This window comes from Halosimplex rubrum (assembly GCF_013415885.1).
Lineage (GTDB): Archaea > Halobacteriota > Halobacteria > Halobacteriales > Haloarculaceae > Halosimplex > Halosimplex rubrum.
In genome coordinates this window covers 1749555-1765226 of record NZ_CP058910.1, presented here as the reverse complement: position 1 = coordinate 1765226, position 15672 = coordinate 1749555, and the positions used below count along the sequence as shown (strand labels likewise).

The 15672-nt window shown below is 70.8% G+C and carries 21 protein-coding genes; 6 read left to right on the top strand and 15 right to left on the bottom strand.

Features of this window, described 5'->3' with window-relative positions:
- Positions 1 to 38: 38 nt before the first annotated feature.
- The 3 genes from HZS55_RS08670 to HZS55_RS08660 all read right to left on the bottom strand — a co-directional run bounded on the left by HZS55_RS08670 (position 39) and on the right by HZS55_RS08660 (position 2420).
- A complete protein-coding gene (locus HZS55_RS08670) occupies positions 39 to 1040 on the bottom strand; it encodes a hypothetical protein (protein WP_179911289.1) in 1002 nt (333 codons plus the stop codon).
- 52 nt (positions 1041 to 1092) lie between these two features.
- Positions 1093 to 1374, bottom strand: a complete 282-nt coding sequence (locus HZS55_RS08665) for a hypothetical protein (RefSeq protein WP_179911288.1) — start codon at positions 1372 to 1374, stop codon at positions 1093 to 1095.
- A gap of 119 nt (positions 1375 to 1493) precedes the next feature.
- Positions 1494 to 2420 (bottom strand): thiamine-phosphate synthase family protein, encoded by a 927-nt coding sequence (locus HZS55_RS08660; protein ID WP_179911287.1) that lies wholly within the window; start codon positions 2418 to 2420, stop codon positions 1494 to 1496.
- A gap of 154 nt (positions 2421 to 2574) precedes the next feature.
- On the opposite strand from HZS55_RS08660, the gene HZS55_RS08655 reads away from it, so the two are divergent.
- Positions 2575 to 3507, top strand: coding sequence for a sulfide-dependent adenosine diphosphate thiazole synthase (locus tag HZS55_RS08655; protein WP_179911286.1), 933 nt, complete (start codon positions 2575 to 2577; stop codon positions 3505 to 3507).
- Between the two features lie 413 nt (positions 3508 to 3920).
- On the opposite strand, the gene HZS55_RS08650 is transcribed toward HZS55_RS08655, so the two are convergent.
- Positions 3921 to 4085, bottom strand: coding sequence for a hypothetical protein (locus HZS55_RS08650; RefSeq protein ID WP_179911285.1), 165 nt, complete (start codon positions 4083 to 4085; stop codon positions 3921 to 3923).
- 74 nt (positions 4086 to 4159) lie between these two features.
- Here HZS55_RS08650 and HZS55_RS08645 point away from each other — a divergent pair, with 74 nt between their 5' ends.
- Positions 4160 to 4324 (top strand): hypothetical protein, encoded by a 165-nt coding sequence (locus HZS55_RS08645; RefSeq protein ID WP_179911284.1) that lies wholly within the window; start codon positions 4160 to 4162, stop codon positions 4322 to 4324.
- 86 nt (positions 4325 to 4410) lie between these two features.
- Entirely contained in the window at positions 4411 to 5601 is a 1191-nt protein-coding gene (locus tag HZS55_RS08640; RefSeq protein ID WP_179911283.1) for an outer membrane protein assembly factor BamB family protein, read from the top strand.
- A 45-nt stretch (positions 5602 to 5646) separates the two neighbouring features.
- Here HZS55_RS08640 and HZS55_RS08635 read toward each other — a convergent pair whose 3' ends face one another.
- Together HZS55_RS08635 and HZS55_RS08630 are read right to left on the bottom strand one after the other, a co-directional pair.
- Entirely contained in the window at positions 5647 to 7209 is a 1563-nt protein-coding gene (locus HZS55_RS08635; protein WP_179911282.1) for a SagB/ThcOx family dehydrogenase, read from the bottom strand.
- A 118-nt stretch (positions 7210 to 7327) separates the two neighbouring features.
- Positions 7328 to 8023: a class I SAM-dependent methyltransferase gene (locus tag HZS55_RS08630; RefSeq protein ID WP_179911281.1), complete on the bottom strand. Its 696-nt coding sequence runs from the start codon at positions 8021 to 8023 to the stop codon at positions 7328 to 7330.
- Positions 8024 to 8144: 121 nt separating this feature from the next.
- On the opposite strand from HZS55_RS08630, the gene HZS55_RS08625 reads away from it, so the two are divergent.
- Positions 8145 to 8291: a hypothetical protein gene (locus HZS55_RS08625; protein ID WP_179911280.1), complete on the top strand. Its 147-nt coding sequence runs from the start codon at positions 8145 to 8147 to the stop codon at positions 8289 to 8291.
- A gap of 69 nt (positions 8292 to 8360) precedes the next feature.
- Complete coding sequence (locus HZS55_RS08620; protein WP_179911279.1) at positions 8361 to 9125, top strand: DUF7001 family protein; 765 nt, start codon at positions 8361 to 8363, stop codon at positions 9123 to 9125.
- A 29-nt stretch (positions 9126 to 9154) separates the two neighbouring features.
- On the opposite strand, the gene HZS55_RS08615 is transcribed toward HZS55_RS08620, so the two are convergent.
- The 4 genes from HZS55_RS08615 to HZS55_RS08600 all read right to left on the bottom strand — a co-directional run bounded on the left by HZS55_RS08615 (position 9155) and on the right by HZS55_RS08600 (position 11825).
- A complete protein-coding gene (locus HZS55_RS08615) occupies positions 9155 to 9436 on the bottom strand; it encodes a hypothetical protein (protein ID WP_179911278.1) in 282 nt (93 codons plus the stop codon).
- A gap of 141 nt (positions 9437 to 9577) precedes the next feature.
- The gene (locus tag HZS55_RS08610; RefSeq protein ID WP_179911277.1) at positions 9578 to 10480 is read right to left on the bottom strand and encodes a glycosyltransferase family 2 protein; all 903 of its coding nucleotides are present in this window, start codon (positions 10478 to 10480) and stop codon (positions 9578 to 9580) included.
- A 112-nt stretch (positions 10481 to 10592) separates the two neighbouring features.
- Positions 10593 to 11303, bottom strand: coding sequence for a class I SAM-dependent methyltransferase (locus tag HZS55_RS08605; RefSeq protein WP_179911276.1), 711 nt, complete (start codon positions 11301 to 11303; stop codon positions 10593 to 10595).
- 111 nt (positions 11304 to 11414) lie between these two features.
- Positions 11415 to 11825: a pyridoxamine 5'-phosphate oxidase family protein gene (locus tag HZS55_RS08600; protein WP_179911275.1), complete on the bottom strand. Its 411-nt coding sequence runs from the start codon at positions 11823 to 11825 to the stop codon at positions 11415 to 11417.
- 205 nt (positions 11826 to 12030) lie between these two features.
- Here HZS55_RS08600 and HZS55_RS08595 point away from each other — a divergent pair, with 205 nt between their 5' ends.
- Positions 12031 to 12303 (top strand): MarR family transcriptional regulator, encoded by a 273-nt coding sequence (locus HZS55_RS08595; protein ID WP_006885878.1) that lies wholly within the window; start codon positions 12031 to 12033, stop codon positions 12301 to 12303.
- Positions 12304 to 12364: 61 nt separating this feature from the next.
- Here the strand turns inward: HZS55_RS08595 and psmB are convergent, their stop codons facing one another.
- The 5 genes from psmB to pth2 form a co-directional block, all read right to left on the bottom strand.
- The gene (psmB, locus tag HZS55_RS08590; RefSeq protein WP_179911274.1) at positions 12365 to 13108 is read right to left on the bottom strand and encodes an archaeal proteasome endopeptidase complex subunit beta; all 744 of its coding nucleotides are present in this window, start codon (positions 13106 to 13108) and stop codon (positions 12365 to 12367) included.
- Entirely contained in the window at positions 13101 to 13841 is a 741-nt protein-coding gene (psmA, locus tag HZS55_RS08585) for an archaeal proteasome endopeptidase complex subunit alpha (RefSeq protein ID WP_179911273.1), read from the bottom strand. The genes psmB and psmA overlap by 8 nt, the downstream gene beginning before the upstream one ends.
- A 161-nt stretch (positions 13842 to 14002) precedes the next feature.
- Positions 14003 to 14452: a hypothetical protein gene (locus HZS55_RS08580; RefSeq protein WP_179911272.1), complete on the bottom strand. Its 450-nt coding sequence runs from the start codon at positions 14450 to 14452 to the stop codon at positions 14003 to 14005.
- A gap of 287 nt (positions 14453 to 14739) precedes the next feature.
- Positions 14740 to 15132: a DUF5518 domain-containing protein gene (locus tag HZS55_RS08575; protein WP_246308395.1), complete on the bottom strand. Its 393-nt coding sequence runs from the start codon at positions 15130 to 15132 to the stop codon at positions 14740 to 14742.
- Between the two features lie 142 nt (positions 15133 to 15274).
- Positions 15275 to 15613 carry a peptidyl-tRNA hydrolase Pth2 gene (gene pth2 / locus HZS55_RS08570; protein WP_179911271.1) on the bottom strand — a complete coding sequence of 113 codons (339 nt, stop codon included), beginning with the start codon at positions 15611 to 15613 and terminating at the stop codon, positions 15275 to 15277.
- Between the last annotated feature and the right edge of the window lie 59 nt (positions 15614 to 15672).

Here is a 15672-nt window from a genome sequence, read left to right as displayed (position 1 = left end):
AACTGTAACGTGAAAATGCGTTCGATCCGATAGTTCGGCTACGGCACGGTGACCGTCACGTCGTCGTCGGTCCCGGTGGCGTCGGCGTCCGCCACGAACGAATCGGCGCCGGCGAAGACGACGACGGTCCCGTCGCCCACCTGCTCCACCCCGACACTCGTCGCGTCGCGCGACTCCAGGGTGGTCTCCAGATCGCTCGCGGCCGCGGCGAGTTCCTCGGCGTCGGCGGCCGAGTCCATGCGGAGGACCCAGGCGACGCTCGTCGCGCCGTCGCGCTCGAAGGTGAGGGTCTCGTCGGCGCCCCAGCCGGTCGCGGCGGTGTCGACGCGGTCGGCGGGGAGCCCGGTCCGGAGCCACGACCGGAGGCGGAGTTCACCCGCTCGCTCGCGGGTGTCGCCGATCCAGCGACCGCGCTGGCGGACCGACACCGAGAGGTTCGCGACCGGCTCGGCGTCGGGCGCGAGTCCGTGGATCACCTGTTCGGTCGTCCGGGGCGGCGCCCGGTAGACCGCCGAGAGGTTCGCCGGCGAGTCGAGTCGCTGTTCGAAGTGCGATCCCCCGAAGTAGTAGCGACCGGCGAGGCCGCGGGTGCCGTCGCCGATGCGGTCGTAGATACACTCGCGGATGCTCAGCGGCGTGGTGCCGTTCCAGCGCTTGTCGTAGCGGTCGGCGTACCGGTCGGCGACGTAGACGGCGCTGCCCTCGGTGAGCGCGTGGTCGACGGCGTACCGTTCGATCTCCCCGACTCGCTCGTACCCCTCGACCTCGTCCTGGACGATGTGGACGAACTCGTGGGCGAGGACCAGCTCGACGGCCTCCGCAGAGAGGTTCCCGGGCGTGATCGTGACGGCGTCCTCGCCCGCGAAAGCGGGATAGAACCGCCCGCACTTCGAGATCGACCCGTCGCCGCGGCGGTAGCCCAGCGCGTCGGTCGTCGGGGAGAGCTCCCGCGAGGAGAAGTTGACCGGCCCGTCGGCGGCCACGTCGACGGTCGGCGCGGGCGCGTCGGCGCCCATCAGCCGCTCGACCCGCTGGTACACCGCCGTGGCGTTGACCGGGAGCTCCCCGCCGCGGACGACGACCCGCGCGCTCTCACCGACGCCGCCGGAGCCGGTGCTCGACGACGGCGTCGCTGTCGCCGTCGGCGTGGGTGTCGGTGTGGGCGTCGGCGATGGCGTCGGTGTCGGCGTCGGCGATGGCGTCGGTGTCGGCGTGAGCGTCGACGTGGGTGTCGATGTCGGTGTGGCCGTCGGTGCCGGGGCGGGCGACGGCGTCGCGGTCGGCGTCGTCGGTTCGTCCGCGGCCGTCGGAACGGGAGTCGTTCCGTCGTCGGTCGGCGCGGGCGTCGACCCGCCGCCGAGGAGCGTCGAACACCCGGCGAGGACGAGGAGCGCTGCGAGGAGGACGGTCGCTGTCGAGCGGCGAGGACCCATCGTCCACACCTGAGGGTGTCAGTCAATAAATACTACCGGTCGGTGAGACGCTCGTCGTACTCATCCGGCACGGGTCGACTCGACGAGGGCGACGGCGAGGGCGGCGGCCTCGGTCGCCGTCTCGCCGAAGACGTACGTGACGGGTTCGATGCCGAACGCGCCCTCGTGGTAGGCCGCGCGGGGGACGCCGCCGCGCTCGCGGAAGTGTCCGCGCAGGCGCTCGCCGCGCTCGTCGTAGTCGGCGTCGAACTCGACGGGGTCGATCCCGCGCTCGCGGGCGGCGTCGAGCAGCCCCTCGGAGGTGGCGAGGTTCAAGGCCCCCCGCACGTCGGGGTCGACGGTCATCGCGGCGCGGATCGTCTCGGCGACGCGCTGGGAGGCGCCGAACTCCGGGTCCGCGGGGACCACGACCCGGCCGTTGACCGCCTGGAGTCGCCCCGGGACGGCGGCCACGTCCGTCGCGTCGTCGGCGCCGGGGACCGCCGTCCCGACGTTCGTCCCGACGTTGGGGACGTGGTCGGCCATCGCGGGCTCGTTGGCGATCCGGCGGGCCGCCCGGCGGACCGCGGCCAGCGCCTCGCGTTCGGCGAGAACCGCGTCGTCGGTCCCCCGCACACAGAGGTCACAGCCCATCCCCTCCAGCGCCGGCATCTCCTCCTCGTGGACGGCGCAGATAGGGCCCCGATCCTCGAACGCGCGGACGAGGTCGAGCAGTTCCGAAAGCGCCTCGTAGCCGTCCATCGACCCGTCGGCGAACCCCTCGGCGACGGCCTCGACGGTCGCGACCATCCGCTCGTCCTCGGCGAAGCGGTCCTCGACGGTCACGTCGCCGCGGAGGTACTTGCTCACCGCCGCCTGCGTCAGTCCGAGGCGGTCGGCGACCTCCTTCTGGGTGAACCCCCGGTCGTGCAACTCGGTCGCCAGCATCGCCCGCGCGGTCGGGAGGAACCGCTCGACCACGATCTCGCTGGGGAGCCGCAGTGACATGCGCCCCGCTTGCCCCGGCCGACGTATAAGCGCATTGTACAACGACTTCGTATCCGCCGCGGCCCCGCGTCCGTCACCGGGCCCGCGTTCGGCCGACCGTACAAGCGACTTATACCGAAAGTCGTTTTACCACTCGCTGGTAACACTGGTTAATATGAGCCAGGAAGGCTTCGACAAGTTCAGCGACGTGGGCGAGGCGGAAGTCACCCGAGCGATCGGCCAGGAGTGGACCGAGGAGTTCATGGACTTCTCCGACAGCGACGTGATCATCGTCGGCGGCGGCCCCTCGGGGCTGATGGCGGCGAAGGAACTGTCCGAGCGGGGCGTCCAGGTGATGGTCGTCGAGAAGAACAACTACCTCGGTGGTGGGTTCTGGCTCGGCGGGTTCCTGATGAACAAGGTCACCGTGCGCGACCCGGCCCAGCAGGTCCTCGACGAACTCGACGTGGACCACAAGCAGTCCCAGGACAGCGAGGGCCTGTACGTCGCCAACGGCCCGGAGGCCTGTTCCGGCCTCATCAAGGCCGCCTGCGACGCCGGCGCGAAGATGCAGAACATGACGGAGTTCACCGACATCGTCATCCGCGAGGACCACCGCGTCGGCGGCATCGTCATGAACTGGACGCCGGTCCACGCGCTGCCCCGGGAGATCACCTGCGTCGACCCCATCGCCGTCGAGGCGGACCTGGTCATCGACGCCACCGGCCACGAGGCCATGGCGGTCAAGAAGCTCGACGAGCGCGGCGTCCTCAACGCGCCGGGTCTCGAAGAGGAAGCCAGCGGCATGGATAGCACCGGCGACGACACCTACGGCGCCCCCGGCCACGACTCGCCCGGCCACGACTCGATGTGGGTCGGCGAGAGCGAGGACGCCGTCGTCGAGCACACCGGCCTCGCCCACGACGGCCTCGTCGTCACCGGCATGGCCACCGCGACGACCTACGGCCTCCCGCGCATGGGCCCGACGTTCGGCGCCATGCTCGTCTCCGGCAAGCGCGCCGCCCAGGTCGCGCTCGACGAACTCGACGTCGACGCCGACCCCGTCGACCTGACTTCGCGTGACGCGGCCGCCCCGGCCGACGACTGATTCCGAGCAGCAACTGATTTTGGCGCGCGCTGTCGCGCGCTTTCATGCGCGCGACGTAGCCGTGCGAGGGATGAGAAGCGCAGCGTGCGAGCATCGCAAGAGGCTGGGGAGGCGTGAGGGCGTCTGCGGTGCCGTGCGGGAGCGGTTTGCTGTCCCTGGTGGACTGAAAGGGCGAGGCGCGCTCGCGTTCAGTTCAGTCGTCTGAGCGACCCCTATCCGCGCGGGCGGTGCGGAGAGCGCGGATATGTCGCTCAGCGACCGCGAGCGGGTCGAGGGCTTTCAACGCCTGTCGTTCCCTGCGGTAGCATCTCCAGCGAGCGAGCGGGTCGAGGGCTTCCAACGCTTGCCGTCGAGTGCAGTAGCCGCTCCACCTAACGATCCGGCCGATTTCAGCGCTCACGGACGAGTACCGGTCATCTCGTGTCGTTGTTGAGCCGTCGGACCAACTCCCGAAGGGAGAGCGAACCTGCCCGATCTCCGTGATACACCTGCAGGGCGAGCGTCGCGCCGACGAACGACCCGGCGGCGACGACTACGAAGGCGACGAGAGCATAGAACGCCAGCGCGGCGAGCACCATGGTGAGTGGTGGCTGACTGACACCATAGTGCTTGCGGCCCCGACGCTTTCCCGGTGGAACCCGAACAGCGACCAGTGACCGACGACCCCGAGTACTGCCGCCTGTGCGGCCGGCGACTCCAGAAGGCCCTCGCAGCCACGAACAGCCGAAACTGCTGTCTCAACGCGACGCCGATCGCGGGTACCTGTCCGGAACACGGGCCGGTCGGACCGCACCACGCGACGGCCGACCCGGACTGAGGAGGCGGCCCGACCTATCGATCGACGGATCACTTCCTGTTGAGCAAACAGCAAGCTTATGAGAACGTTCCTCCCAGTAGTCGCGTATGGACAGGGGAACGACACGACGGCGAGTCCTGCGGATCGGGGGAATCGGCTGTGCTGTCGGCGCCGCCGGCTGCATGGGATCACTGAGTTCGTCCGACGGCGACGGGGGCGGGGGCGGGCCGCTGGGCGGGGGCGGCCCGAACGGCTGGCCCAGGGCCCAGCGCGATCCGGCGGCCACCGGACGGGCGGGAGGGTCCGGTCCGACGTCGTCGGTGGAGACCGACTGGACGTACGACCTGTCGGATGGCTACGTGCTCACGCCGCCGGTGGTCGTCGACGGCACGGTGTACGCCGGCGACTCGGAGGGAGTGGCGGCGCTCGACGCCGAGAGCGGCGACGAACAGTGGCGCGAGGAGTTCGACGGGAGCCTGCGGTACCTCTCGGTCGTCGACGACCGGCTGTACTTCGAGTCCGACGGCGTGCGAGCGCTGGACGTCGCCGACGGGTCCGAGGTGTGGCGGTACGACGAGGTCGCCGAGCGCGGGTCCGTGACCGTCGCCGACGGGACCGCGTACCTGGCCGAGTGGAACGGCGGGCTCGTGGCGATCGACACCGAGAGCGGAGAGCGGGACTGGTCGCTCCCGACGGAGCACGGGATCCCGCACCCGCCGGCGGTGGCGGACGGGACGGCCTACTTCGTCACGAGGCGGGTCGAAGACGCCGCGAGCCACCTGGTCGCGGTAGACGTCGAGAGCGGCGAGGAGAGCGCGCGGGTCGAGCGGTCGACCGCGACGAATCACCGACCGACGGTCGTCGACGGGACCGTGTACCACCAGGAGGGGTACGAGACCACCGCGATGTCGCCCTCCGACGGCGAGCGGACGTGGACGAACGACGAGGGGGCGCCGCGACCGACGTCGAGTTTCGCCCACGCCGGCGGTCGCGTCTACTACGGGAACGCCCGCTCCGGTTCGACCCGCGATCAGGCCGTCGCGCTCGACGCGTCGTCGGGCGAGCAGGTCTGGGGCAGTTCGCTCGACGGCGGGGTGAAGGGAAGCCCCATCGTCGGCGACGGAAGCGTGTACCTGGGAACGACCGACGGGACCGTCTACGGCCTCGACGCGTCCTCCGGCGAGACGCTGTGGCAACACTCCGTGGAGGGATCGGTCCGCGCGAGCCTCGCCCTCGCGGACGGCAGGCTGTACGTCTCGACCTCGGAGGGAGGCGTACACGCGCTCGCCGAAGCGTAGCGACGGCGGCGCCGGGTGCCCGGTCAGCGACGGCCGCCGGCCGCCTCACGCGGGTTTGCCGAACGCGAACAGCGTCATCGGCGTCCCCCCGTCGGCGTGCGGGGAGAGGTACTCCCTGACCTCGGTGTCGGCGAAGGTGAACCCGCGGCCGCCCAGCGACCGGTGGGCGTAGGTCGCGAGGTAGAGGCGCCCGAGAGCGATGCCGGCCTCCAGCTGGGCGAGCCGGTAGCCGCGGTTCCCGAACTCCGAGACGACCGCGTCCACGTCGGCGACGAGGTAGACGTTCACGGCGGCGTCGCCGACCACGTCCTGTCCGAGCGCCAGCTCGCCCGCCCGGTCGCGGTCGGTCTCGCCCACTCGCTCCAGTTCGTCGGGACCGGGGTGGTACTCGTAGCAGCCCGACTCGATCCCCTCGACGGCGTGGACGAGGCAGTAACAGTCCACGAGCCCGCGCAGATCGCCGGCGAAGGCGTCGGCGGGAACCCCGCAGAGCGCCCGGTCGAGGACGGTCGCGAACTGCCGGGCGCTGATGGGGTCGTGGCTGTACTCGCGGCAGGAGCCCCGGCGCTCGACGGTCGCCCCGACCGGCCGCGCCGAGGCGGTCTCGCGGTCGACGGGGTCGAGGGCGATCCGGTCGGCGTCGTCGACCCGTTCGCCCAGCGACGTGTCGGCCGCCTCGACGGCGAAGTTCGCTCGCCAGGACGCCGCGGCCTCGCCGCCCTCCAGCCGACTCTGTCGCCAGGCGTCGGGGATCAGCGGGTAGTCGACGGGGTCCGCCGAGAGCGGGCGCTCGTCGGGGTCGATGGGGTCCACGTCGGGGGCGGCGTCGTCGGGCACCGGCGCGCCCGACCCGACGGGTACGAGCGCCAGCGGCGCCTCCTCGTCGGGGTCCAGACCGAGCAACTCGACGACGGGGTCGTCGGCGAACCCGGCGACGACCTCGGCGCGGTGGCCCCCGCCGTGGGCGACGGCGAGCAGGTTCGCGAGGATCGTCCCCGCGTCCCAGAACGCGTGGCGGTAGGTCCGGTCGCGGTACTTCCAGGCGTTGCGCCACCACTCCGAGGCGGCGACGAACGTGACCGGCGCGCCGGCGACGGCCGCCGACTCGGCCCCGCGGTCGGCGACGCTCGCCCGGTCACCGGAGGCCGCGGCGAGCACTCCGCGATAGTCGCCCTCGCGGAGCGCGTCGAACTCGCCCGAGTGGGGGTCGAAGTGGTAGACCCCCGGCGAGAACGCCCCGCAGTCGCCGGCGACGGCGTACAGGTCGACGTGGTAGAGCTTTCCCGTGCAGGCGGCGGCGCGGAACCGGTGTCGCTCGCCCCGGATCTCCAGTTCCTTGGTCACCCCGGCGGCGTAGTGACAGAGCGTCTCGATATCGGGGTCGTCGGGTGCCGGTGCGGCCGTGGACGGCGCCGGACCGTCGGTGGCGACGGCGGCCAACGCGGGCGTCTCCGGCGGGTCGGGGTCGCCCCCGGGCGAAACCCGGGGGAGTTCCTCGTAGACCTTGTAGGGCCGCGGCCGGTTCGACTCGTCGAGTTCGAAGTCCATCTCGCGGAGTCGCTCGGGCGAGTAGTCGGTGCGTTCGTGGTACTCGCGGGCGTCGACCATGCCGGCGGTTCGGCCGGTCGGACCTAACCGCTTGGGGTCGTGCAGAACGCGTTGACAGCTTCCCCGCCCTATAGGGCGGGGCTTTCCCCTTGCATTTCCGTACCGTGGGCCGTCCGCGTCACGGCGGGTCGACGACCAGCATCTCCGTCGCGCCGGGCTGGAACTCGTAGGGCACCTCGCGGCATTCGACCGTGTGACCGTCCGCCCGGAGCGACTCGGCGACGGGCTCGACGAACGCCGAGCGGGTGCGGTCCAGCGAGTGCAGCGGGAACACGCGCACCTCCTCGCGGGCGACCCGGACGAGGTCGCGGAGCGCGGCCAGGTGGAACTCGCGGTCGAGGCGGTCGTCGTAGACGAACAGCAGGTTCGCCACGAGCGCGAGGTCGACCGCGTCGCCGTCGAAGGGGAGGTCCGGGAGCGCGCCCGCGACGTATCGGTCTGGGTGGGTCGCGTAGTCGGCGAGAAAGCGCTCGGCGGCCGCCCGGAGATATCGCCCGCGCGTCCCCACGTCGCCGTAGAAGTCCCAGACGAACAGGTCCCGTTTCTCGCGGAGCTGGTCGACGTTGTACTCGATGGCGTCGTCGAGCTCCGGTTCGAGTCCCTCGGCGGGGCGACCGAAGAGGGGATCCACGGCGACCGCGCTGTCGGCGAGTTCCGCCGCGGTCGCCGTGAAGGCCCCCGCGCCCCCGCCGCAGTCCAGTAGCTCCCGGCCCGCGATGTCGTCGGCTCCCAGGTCGAACATCCGCCGGTACTCCGCGAACGTCCGCCCGATGGTCAGGAAGTCGGCCTCGACTTCGAACTCAGCATCCTCCATTGTAAGACGTTATTGCACGAAATTGTACACCAATGTATAGTATTTTCGAGTTAGGGACTGGGAGGTATTCGGCAAGCGAGTGACCAGTCCGACTAAAGCGTGTGGGTTCGTAGCACGAACCATGCCCGAGACAGCTGCCAGAGAGCGGGAGTACGTCGGGTGTCCGGCGCCGGCGTGCAACCGCAAGGACAGACGGAGCGTCATCAGGGAGCACCTCGCCGAGATGGACGACCAGCGTCACGAGCGCTTCGACGGGAGCGAGATCTAGCGGGCCGCGGGCGGCCCCGCGGCGAGCGGAACCCGCAAATCGTTTCACCGGGTGGTACCACCGGTTCGTATGGTCGAGGAGGTTACGCTCTATCGCGCGCCCACCACGGAAGCCGACGCCGACGCGGTCGCCGAGTGGCTCCGCCGACGCGTCGGCGCCGACGTGCGAGTGCGCGACCGGTTTCTCTCGGTCTACGGCGGGGAGGATCTGGCGGAGTCGTTCGCCGAGGCGCGGGTGCTCTCGCCGTACGAGCGCGAGACCGGCAACACGATGGTCGGTATCGTCCGCTACGAGCGACGGGCGCTGGAGAATCCCGAGCGCGCCGGCGGCGTCATCTACGACGGACTGCGCGTCCAGTCGATCCTGAACGGGCTCGTCCCCGCCGACGAGCGCGGCCTGGAGCACCTGCACGTCCCGTTGCTGGACCGCGTCGTCGGTACCTGGGGCGACCACGACGGCCGCTGGCACAAGCGGGTGAACGTCCTCGGCCAGCCCGGCGTGGTGTCGGTGCCCGGCCTCTACGAGGCGCCCGCCAAGCCCGAGCAGTACTACAAGGCCCAGCAGAAACACGCCCTGCTCTCCGGTGGCGCGCCTCCGCGGGAGGTGCTGGAGAACGAGGTCGACGGCGAGTTCCTCGTCGAGTCCGACCCCCGGACGACCGAGGCGCTGGGAGGCTACGTCCTGCAGTGTTACCACTATCTGGAGACCGGTGAGAGCTTCTGCGACGACGAGGACTGCCGGTTGCACAATCCGCATCGCCAGCCCGGTGTGGTCCGGGCGCAACTGCGAGACCCGGAGTTCTGCCCCGAACACGCCGAGCGCTATCGGAAGTAGCGTGAGTGGGGCCGTTCGGTGGCGTCCGCCTACGCCAGCGCGAGGCCGGCGCCGACGGCGACGCTCGTCAGCGCGAGGCCCGCGAGCGCGACCGTCGTCGTCCGGTCGCGGTGTCCGTCGGCGTCGTCGGGGTCGAACCCGCCGCGCCCGGTCAGGACGCCGACACCGACGGCGACCGCCGAGAGGCCGCCGACCAGTGCCAGCGCCGTCCACAGTTCGATTCCGTGCTGTGCGAGCTCTCGCGCGGCCGACCCGGTGAGGAGGACGCCGGTCGCTATCGGAGCCGCGCCGACCGCTCTGTTGGAGGGCATCGTTCGAACTGGCGGCGGGATTGTCAAAAGTGTGGCGGGCGCAACCGCTCGCGACCCGTTCGCTCGCGGTCGCCGCCTTCGGAAGTCGAATCTCTCCGGGCCGGTCGACGGCGGTCGATAGCGACGGGGACACGGAACCGGTCAGCGGCGGTCGTAGACGGCGACCGCGCGCTCCGAGCGGGCCGAGCGGCCGTAGGGGTTGCGACGGGACGACCGGTCGAGCAGGCGCGCCCAGGCGCCGTCCTTCGAGCCGACCGCCAGCCCGGAGAGCACGTCGCGGCCGGTGGTCAGCCAGTTCGACGGCGTGCCGTCGCCGCGGGCCACGTCGCGCAGGGAGTCGAGGGCGTCGCGGCCGGCGTGGGCCACCATTCGCGCAGCCACGCGCGGGCGGACGCCGTAGTTCTTGACGAGACGGTAGGCGAGCGAGCGGTACTTCCAGCCGAGGTCGCTCGTCGGCCCGCCGCCGTCGGCGCCGACCTGGCGGGCGACGCCCATCTCCGAGTGCCAGGTCACCGCGTAGTCGAGGTTCGCCAGGCGGTGGGCGCCGTCGCGGGCGCTGCCGATCTCCAGATACTCGTCGAAGCCGTCCAGCGCGTCGAGCGCCGGCCGCGAGAACGCGACGTTGCCGCCGTTGAAGTAGGTGATCTCGCGGCCGGCGAGCGCGTCGGACTCGACCTCCTCCGTGGTCATCCCGCCGCGCAGTCGCTCGTGGACCGGGCCGGAGACCACGTCGGCGTCGGCCAGCCCCTCGACCAGCGCGTCGTACCACTCGTCGGTCACGGCCAGGCCCTGGTCGACCAGCGCGACGGCGTCGCCGGTGGTCTGTTCGATACCGGCGTTGCGCGCGGCCGTGACGGTCCGGTCGGCGACCTCGACGAGCACGTCCACGTCGTCGCGCTCGCGGACCATCCCGGTCGTCCCGTCGGTCGACGGGCCGTTGACGACCACCACCTCGGCCGCGGGGACGTGCCCGGTCAGCGCGTCGAGCGTCCGGGCGAGTTGCTCCCGGCCGTCGAGCGTCGGAACCACCACCGAGAGCTGCATACAGTCCGTAGCAGGCTCGACGCGTATAAAAGTCGTGGGACGAACGGACCCTGCGAATCCGAGTCAAGCGACGGCGCGAGACGCGGGCGACCGCCGGCCGGACCGCCCGTGCTCACTCGACGGCGGCGGACCAGTAAGAGATCGAGGCGAGGCTGTCGCCCAGCGGCGTGCGGTCGACCGCCTCTTCGACGCTGCGGAACGCTTTCGCGACGCCGCCCGGGAGCTTGCGGTAGAGGCCGAACGGGACGACGAACTCGTGGGTCTCGCCGGTCAGTCGCAGGTCGGCGGCGGCGAGCATCCCGTCGACCTCCCGCCGGGAGTACAGCCGCGACCCCATCGGGAGCGCCCAGTTGTACAGCGACCGACCCGAGAAGCGGTTGTACGTCTCGAAGACGACCTGGTCCTTCGAGACGCGAGCGAGCTCGCTGAGGTACTTCTCGGGCGCGTCCACGAGGTGGAAAAAGCGGATGGCGAACACGGAGTCGAAGTGATCGTCCGGGAACGGCAGGCGGGCCGCGTCCCCGCGCAGGAACTCGAGGTGGCCGTCGACGCCCGCCTGGCGGGCCTTCCGGCGGCCTTCGCCGAGCATCGGCGCCGAGATGTCGAGCCCGACCACGTCCGCGCCCTGCTGGGCGAGCATCACGGAGAACCGACCCGTGCCGCAGGCGATCTCGAGGATCTTCCGGTCCTCGACGGGCGCGAGCGCCTCGCCGACCGCCTCTTTCTCCAGTCGGTCGGTGAGCCGACCCCCACCGCGGGAGAAGCGTTTGTCCTCGTAGGACTCGACGACGGTTTCCTGCTGGTACCACTCCTGACCCTTCACGATACCCGGATTTGCCCCCTCGGGGGGCAAAAGAGTACTGAAAGCGCTCGCAGACAAGCACCCACGACGGCGGTGTCGTCCGGGCCGCTCGCGTGTCGCTCCCGCCCGACGTCAGGAGACGTCCGCCGTGAACACCTCGTCCGGTCGGATCTCGACGATCACCCTGGGACCCGGGTCGTTCTCGTACCCGGGATACGTCTCGGTTCCGAGGTAGCGAGCCGCCAGACCGTCGATGTGGTCCTCGGCGCCGTCCTCGGTCAGCGCCGTCACCTCACCGATCACTGAACAGTACCGGTAGGCGTCGTCGGGGTCGACCATGCTCACGCCGACGCGTGGGTCCTCGCGAACGTTGCGCTCCTTGCGGCGCCCCCGCGCCGTGTTGACCAGCACCCGGTCGGCATCGGGGTCGTAGTCGATCCAGACGGGCGTGACGTGGGGAAACCCCGCCGGCGTCAGCGTCGCGAAGTGCGCGTAGGTCTCCTTCTCGAACAGTTCGTGGGAAGACTCCGGGATCGACGACATACCGGACCGTCGGTCCACAGCGCCGAAAAGGTGCGCCACGGAGCGACCCCGCCTGTTCCCCTCGTGGACAGATCCGGCCGGATCCGTCCGCTACTGTCGACCCGTTCGACGAACGGGCAGAAATATTAGGACACCTTATATGGTTTGGACTATTTGGTCATCCATATAGCCAACTTTTACCAGTACCCTCGCGAGACGAGGTGGTATGAGCACGACCATAGACGAGCCCGCGGCGGAGGAAGCACTGGGCGAGGCCGAGTTCCGCGAGCGGCTCCGCGAGCTCCCCCCGAGCGCGAAGCTAGTCGCGAAAGTACTGGAGACGGACGCGCCCCTCTCGCAGGGCCAGTTGGCCGAGGAGTCGCTGCTGCCCGACCGGACCGTCCGCTACGCGCTGAATCGCCTCGAAGAGTCCGGCCTCGTGGGGTCGCGCTACAGCTTCCACGACGCCCGGAAACAGGTCTACTTCCTCAACAGCTGAGCCGCCGCGGCCGTCGGCCGGGTTCTCGGAGTCGAGACCGGACCGCGACGGCGTTCGACGCCTACTCGGCCAGCGCCGCGTCGGTGTCGTCGAAGCCCTCGATGTCGACGCCGTCGCCGGTGACCTCGGCGACGTAGACGCCGTTGCCCGAGCCCGTGTCGCGCTCGCTGGCGGCCTCGACGGCCCGGACGGCCAGGTCGCGGGCGTCAGCCATGCTCATCCCCTCGTCGTACTGGCCCTCGATGGTCCCGTAGGCGAGTTGCATCCCCGAGCCGGTGACGGTGTAGTCGTCGGCCATGACGCCGCCCGCGGGGTCGATGCTGTAGACGTGACTGCCCTCCTCGTCGACGCCCGCGAGGATCGGGTTGATGGCGAACCACGGCCCGCCGCGGGCGAAGTTGCCCGCCAGGGTGGCGAGCGCGGAGATACTGATCGACTCGCCCTTGCGCACCTCGTAGAGGTCCGCCTCCGAGCGGAGCGTCCGGATGAACGACTGGGCGCCCCCGACGGAGCCGACGAGCGTCAGCACGCCGGTCGGGTGGATCTGTTCGACCTTCTGGACGGACTTGTTCGAGACGAACCGGCCGCCCAGCGAGGCGCGCCGGTCCGTCGCGACGACGACGCCGTCCTCAGCTGTGATGCCGACCGTGGTCGTCCCGGTCTTGTTGACCGCGCCCTCGTCGCGGGCCTGCGCGTCTCCGGCGTCCCCGGAGCCGAACTCCCCGTCGAACCCGTCCGCGAGCTCGGGCGCGGTCGGGTCGCCGACGGCGTCGGCGCCGGTCAGCGGGTCGGTGAATCTACTCATCGCCGTCACCTCCCGTCTCCAGCTCGTCGAGGTGGCTCGCGATCTCCTCGGGGTCGAGCGAGCGCACCCGATGGGTCTCGGTGTCGATCACGGTCACCTCGGCGGCCTCGGGGTCGACCTCCTCGTCGCCCTGTGCGATGGTCTCCAGCGCGAGGGAGATCCCCGAATCGAGGTCCATCTCGGCGCGGTACTCTCCTTCGAGGAAGCTCTGGAGCGCCTCGCGGTTCCCGCCGATGGCGGTCGCCTTCCACTCGTAGGGCGTCCCCGAGGGGTCCGTCTCGAAGAGCTTCGGCGTGCCGTCGGGGTCGACGCCGCCGATGGCCAGCGCCACGCCGAACGGGCGGACGCCGCCGCTCTGGGTGTAGCGCTGGATGTAGTCGGTGACCTCCTTGGCCAGCGACTCGACGCCGATCGGCTCGTCGTAGCGCAGCTTGTTGACCTGCGCCTGCTCGCGCGCGAAGTCGACGAGCTGGCGCGCGTCGGCGACGTGACCCGCGCTCGCGACCGCGATATGGTCGTCGACGCGGTGGAGTTTCTCGATGCTCCCCTCCTCGACGAGCGGCGAGCGTACCTGCCGGTCGGCCGCGAGCACCACGCCGTCGGCGGTGCGAACGCCGACGCTGGCGGTACCGCGCTTGATCGCTTCCCGAGCGTACTCGACCTGATAGAGGCGTCCGTCCGGCGAGAAGATCGACGTCCCGCGGTCGTACGCCTGCTGGTTCTGATCCTGCATAGTGTGGGTCACTGAGTCGTCGTGACTAACCTCCAGTTAGTGGTCTCCATATATAGGCCTTTTCACCAGACCGCGAGACTACGCGGCGGTGGCGTCCGGGTCGCGCCGGTAGCGGTCGGAGTCGCGAGGGTGCCGGTCCGAACCCGAGGGGTCGGGCCCCGTCAGTCGTCGCCCACGGGGTCGTCAAGGTATCGCGCTTCGAGGCGGGCCGCGGTGGCCGGGCGCTCGACGTACCGCGCGTCGGCGACCGCGAGGGCCGCCGCGAGCAGGGCGAAGCCGACGGCGGCGACGACGAGTTCGAGCGCGGTCGCTCCCAGAATGGGGGCGACCGCCGGGAAACCGACCGCGAGCGCCGCGAGATACGTCACCGACAGGGTCGCGACGGCGACGACGAGCCCGAGGGCGTACTCGCCCCCGAGCGCCGAAGCCGGGCGCTCGCTGGCGTATCCGAGAGCGAGCGCCCCGACCGGGAACATGACGGCGAGCCCCAGGGCCCACGTCGACGCGGTCGTCTCGCCGCCCGCGAGCACGGACACCAGTCCCCAGACCGCGAGCGCGACCAGCAGGGCGGCCGCGCCGGCGAGCCGGGCGGCCGCGTTCGTCTCGTACATCAGCGGGACCCCCCGCGTCCGTCTCGCGGTAGGCTCCGCGAACCGGCGGCGGTCGGGTCGGCGGTCGACGGGTGTTCGACACTGGACCGGGTCGCGGCGGAGCGCGCGGTCATATCGATACCCCACCCTCCCGGCTACGGACGCTTAACTCGTGTCATCGGCCCCGACGGGCCGACGGCGAAAGACCGGCGGTCTACGGCGGTTTCACCGGCCGAACCGCTCCGTTGCGCGCCGGTTCGAGCGATACGCTCAGGTTACTCGGGACCGAACGAACGGGGGAGTGGTCGTCAGGCGACGGGTCGGCCGGCGGCTTCGGGTTCGGGCGCGACGGCGCCGCCGATCGCGCCGCCGACCGCGCCGGGGATCCCGGTCGCGGCGACCCAGACGAGCGCGGCGACGCCGGCCCCGAACCCGAAGATACCGGCCACGAGCGTCCCGACGAACAGCAGGACCAGCGCGACGATGAGCCCCCCGATAGCCGTCGCGAGGAACCCGTGTAACGCGCCGCCACCCAACCCCTCCCGGGCGGCGTATCCGGCTATCGCGCCGGCGACGAGGCCGGTCAGCCCCGCGCCGACCGTCGGGAGGGTCGCGTCGGTGAACGGGAGGCCCAGTCCGCCGAGGAGCCCGATCACGAGCGATGCGACGATTCCGTACGCGACGGCCATCCACTTTACCATACGCGAGTCCAGGCTGGCTGACGTGTTAAGCGAACTTGCCGACACCGGGAGGTAATTTCAGATTCACGTACCAGATGGCCGCGGCGACGGAACGAATGGACGCGAGTTGTCCGCGAGGTGCGAGTCGGCCAGTCGAACCGGCTCAGTACAGCGAGAGGTCGCCGGTCACCTTGTCGACGAGGTCATCGCGCGCTGGGCCGACGGCCAGGGCGCTGGCGGTCCCCGGTTCCAGTTGCGTGTGTCCGGCGTCCCGAACCACGGCGTGGGGCAGTCCCTCGCGTTCGGCCTTGTCGGCGAGTTCGAACAGCTCGGACTCCCCGTTCGCCTGGAGGACGACCTTCTTCTGGCCGCTGCCCTTCCACTCGCTGGCGGCCTGTCGGTCGGCGTCCTCGAAGGCCATGAGCGACGCGTGGGCGACTTGCGCGGCGAGTTTCCCCTCGCCCATCCCGAGGTCGGCGCGGGCGACGATGGCCTGTTTCATGGCTCCCCGGACGACCGGGCGCGGTATCTGCCTTTCCATCCCCCACCGGGCGCTCGCCC

Excerpts from the sequence above, each read along its gene's own strand:
- HZS55_RS08660 (WP_179911287.1), bottom strand. The coding sequence starts at position 2,420 with ATGTCACTGCGGCTCCCCAGCGAGATCGTGGTCGAGCGGTTCCTCCCG.
- HZS55_RS08655 (WP_179911286.1), top strand. The coding sequence starts at position 2,575 with ATGAGCCAGGAAGGCTTCGACAAGTTCAGCGACGTGGGCGAGGCGGAA.
- HZS55_RS08650 (WP_179911285.1), bottom strand. The coding sequence starts at position 4,085 with ATGGTGCTCGCCGCGCTGGCGTTCTATGCTCTCGTCGCCTTCGTAGTC.
- HZS55_RS08640 (WP_179911283.1), top strand. The coding sequence starts at position 4,411 with ATGGACAGGGGAACGACACGACGGCGAGTCCTGCGGATCGGGGGAATC.
- HZS55_RS08635 (WP_179911282.1), bottom strand. The coding sequence starts at position 7,209 with ATGGTCGACGCCCGCGAGTACCACGAACGCACCGACTACTCGCCCGAG.
- HZS55_RS08630 (WP_179911281.1), bottom strand. The coding sequence starts at position 8,023 with ATGGAGGATGCTGAGTTCGAAGTCGAGGCCGACTTCCTGACCATCGGG.
- HZS55_RS08625 (WP_179911280.1), top strand. The coding sequence starts at position 8,145 with ATGCCCGAGACAGCTGCCAGAGAGCGGGAGTACGTCGGGTGTCCGGCG.
- HZS55_RS08620 (WP_179911279.1), top strand. The coding sequence starts at position 8,361 with ATGGTCGAGGAGGTTACGCTCTATCGCGCGCCCACCACGGAAGCCGAC.
- HZS55_RS08615 (WP_179911278.1), bottom strand. The coding sequence starts at position 9,436 with ATGCCCTCCAACAGAGCGGTCGGCGCGGCTCCGATAGCGACCGGCGTC.
- HZS55_RS08610 (WP_179911277.1), bottom strand. The coding sequence starts at position 10,480 with ATGCAGCTCTCGGTGGTGGTTCCGACGCTCGACGGCCGGGAGCAACTC.
- HZS55_RS08600 (WP_179911275.1), bottom strand. The coding sequence starts at position 11,825 with ATGTCGTCGATCCCGGAGTCTTCCCACGAACTGTTCGAGAAGGAGACC.
- HZS55_RS08595 (WP_006885878.1), top strand. The coding sequence starts at position 12,031 with ATGAGCACGACCATAGACGAGCCCGCGGCGGAGGAAGCACTGGGCGAG.
- psmB (WP_179911274.1), bottom strand. The coding sequence starts at position 13,108 with ATGAGTAGATTCACCGACCCGCTGACCGGCGCCGACGCCGTCGGCGAC.
- psmA (WP_179911273.1), bottom strand. The coding sequence starts at position 13,841 with ATGCAGGATCAGAACCAGCAGGCGTACGACCGCGGGACGTCGATCTTC.
- HZS55_RS08580 (WP_179911272.1), bottom strand. The coding sequence starts at position 14,452 with ATGTACGAGACGAACGCGGCCGCCCGGCTCGCCGGCGCGGCCGCCCTG.
- HZS55_RS08575 (WP_246308395.1), bottom strand. The coding sequence starts at position 15,132 with ATGGTAAAGTGGATGGCCGTCGCGTACGGAATCGTCGCATCGCTCGTG.
- pth2 (WP_179911271.1), bottom strand. The coding sequence starts at position 15,613 with ATGAAACAGGCCATCGTCGCCCGCGCCGACCTCGGGATGGGCGAGGGG.